This is a genomic window from Lysinibacillus telephonicus, from assembly GCF_003966145.1.
GTDB lineage: Bacteria > Bacillota > Bacilli > Bacillales_A > Planococcaceae > Ureibacillus > Ureibacillus telephonicus.
In genome coordinates this window covers 1-2159 of record NZ_RXNR01000138.1, presented here as the reverse complement: position 1 = coordinate 2159, position 2159 = coordinate 1, and the positions used below count along the sequence as shown (strand labels likewise).

3 protein-coding genes are annotated in these 2159 nt (G+C 31.2%); 1 reads left to right on the top strand and 2 read right to left on the bottom strand.

Features of this window, described 5'->3' with window-relative positions:
* The first annotated feature begins 130 nt into the window (after nucleotides 1-130).
* The gene (locus EKG35_RS20500; protein WP_126296400.1) at nucleotides 131-988 is read left to right on the top strand and encodes a DUF2599 domain-containing protein; all 858 of its coding nucleotides are present in this window, start codon (nucleotides 131-133) and stop codon (nucleotides 986-988) included.
* 105 nt (nucleotides 989-1093) lie between these two features.
* On the opposite strand, the gene EKG35_RS20495 is transcribed toward EKG35_RS20500, so the two are convergent.
* Together EKG35_RS20495 and EKG35_RS21120 are read right to left on the bottom strand one after the other, a co-directional pair.
* Nucleotides 1094-1399 (bottom strand): hypothetical protein, encoded by a 306-nt coding sequence (locus EKG35_RS20495; RefSeq protein WP_126296399.1) that lies wholly within the window; start codon nucleotides 1397-1399, stop codon nucleotides 1094-1096.
* A gap of 370 nt (nucleotides 1400-1769) precedes the next feature.
* Nucleotides 1770-1931 (bottom strand): hypothetical protein, encoded by a 162-nt coding sequence (locus EKG35_RS21120; RefSeq protein WP_185807852.1) that lies wholly within the window; start codon nucleotides 1929-1931, stop codon nucleotides 1770-1772.
* Nucleotides 1932-2159: the final 228 nt, after the last annotated feature.

Here is a 2159-nt window from a genome sequence, read left to right as displayed (position 1 = left end):
ATCCTCAAACTGTAAATGAATTGAAGTATTGTAAAATACTAAAATATTATTCTTTAAAAAATATTTTTTCTATTAGATAAAACGGGTCAAACCGTTGATATATCAACATTTATAGAGGGAGAGATGTATCATGAAAATCAACTTTAAAAGAATTGCCACGGTAAGCTTAGCTTCGTTAATAGCTTTTTCTGCAATTCAACCAGCCCCTCTGGCAGCAGAAAAAAGTATTTATTCAACAATCAACACTGAAGCTGGATTAGAAATTAGTTTTGGAGAACCAACTGTCAATACAACGGCTTTTCAAGCTTTCAGCCTATTTAATAGTGAGGTTCTACTATCCAAAACTGAAAAAGTTGATAATAGTTTAGAACAAAATATCACAATTAAACCAACACAAGTAAATTCAAAAATCAATATTCCTCTAGAAATGAATGATGATTTTTATTTAGTACTTGGAGAGGATGAGTATGGAAATACTAATGGTGCAGCATTAATTTACGATGCGGAAGGCACATCAGTAGGAGTTATAAATTCTCCAGTCTCAGATAACCCAGATTTAAAAGTAGTAGATGCAGAGATTCTAGATGGACAAACTATTCAATTAGATTTAGAATCAACACAGGAAATTACTGAAGACTCAAATTTAATGATTAAAGCAACTGCTACTTACTATAAAGATTACTTTTACCAGACTGGACAATGGGTATGGAGAGATAATGATCTGATTGCTTTGCGTTTATATCCGAATTCCTATTTATGGTCTGGTACAACAAATGACCAAATAATAAAATCAGCAGACTCTTGGAATAAAGTAAAAGCGGTCCACTCAGGGAATTCAAATTGGTATAATCAATCGAGTCTTGAAGATCAATATTTCTGCCATTATACTTTTGCTAGGCAAGAATATAATTGGAATTTAGAACCTGCTAGACCAGACGTTGGTACAACTAAAACGATATATCATAGATGTAATGCTCCAACAAACTAATTTAAATACAAAGGGTGACACAAAGGAGGTTCTACCAACCTTTTGAGTCACCCTCTTCTTTTTTAAAGTAAATCTCATAACACATCGAAATTGTAATATTGATGTTCAATTTTTACTACGTTCTTCTTTTTTTCCTAACAAAACAGATAATCCAATAAAAATATAAGGGTAAGATAATAGTGTTAATTCAAAGAAGCCTATTCCTAATGTTGAAAGATGTTCATCCGCAAAAGAACCAGCATCCATCATATATTTACCTATGAACAAATAGCTAACAATGGACAATAGAACAAAAGATAACCCAATCAAATTTAACTTAAAATTATAAATTACATAAAAAAATACTGGTATGAAAATTAAACCTACTAAAATGAAAAAGAAAAAAACATACATGGGAGCAAAAAATTCCATCAATCCACTTCCTTTTTTATATATATGAGCTCAATCGTTAATAGAGGATATATACCTCAATCATCGATATACATATATTACCATAATTTCAATTCAAATACTTGATGCTCATTAAAATTTATTATTGAAAAAGCACTTTCCTATTCTAGGAAGGCGCCCGTAACAGAAAAAGGAACTGTTAATTAATAAGTAAGAAATTGAAACACAAAGTACTAGTTGGGTCACTCAATTTGATATTAGAGACCCTAGTTATTGTATTTTAGTACCAGTAGAAGCTATTGGTGTAGCTTTGAAATAAAGTTTGAGCAAAACACCTCGTAAATCCTTATTTTACGATAAATAAGAAGAATCCATTTTGAAAAATCTTTGATCAAAATGAATTCTTCTTTAGCAGTTTTAAGTTTGTTTTTGTTGTGGTATCGGCTGTTTGATTATAAGCAATTTCTTTTAAAGCTTCCGAAATATATATAGCGCTAAACACAATACATATTCCAAAGAAAATAAAAGCAAATGATATAAAATATTTATTCATATTTCCTATCCCCCCAATAATACAGTTTTGAATATTTTACCATATTAATCTCACTCAACCAATTTTCCCCATACCAATCACCAAGCGTTATTCAAGAATCTGGCCCGATCGTATTATAAGGTCAGCCAGAGAAATCTGGTTGACTATTTTTTATTCAATTTATAGATTGATAGTAGCCGGGGTAGAACGTTCTGGCCCGTGGGACTTGATCCCGTCCACAAAACTGTT

Bases quoted from the DNA above. Each gene is read 5' to 3' on its own strand.
- EKG35_RS20500 (WP_126296400.1), top strand. From the start codon at position 131: ATGAAAATCAACTTTAAAAGAATTGCCACGGTAAGCTTAGCTTCGTTA.
- EKG35_RS20495 (WP_126296399.1), bottom strand. From the start codon at position 1,399: ATGGAATTTTTTGCTCCCATGTATGTTTTTTTCTTTTTCATTTTAGTA.
- EKG35_RS21120 (WP_185807852.1), bottom strand. From the start codon at position 1,931: ATGAATAAATATTTTATATCATTTGCTTTTATTTTCTTTGGAATATGT.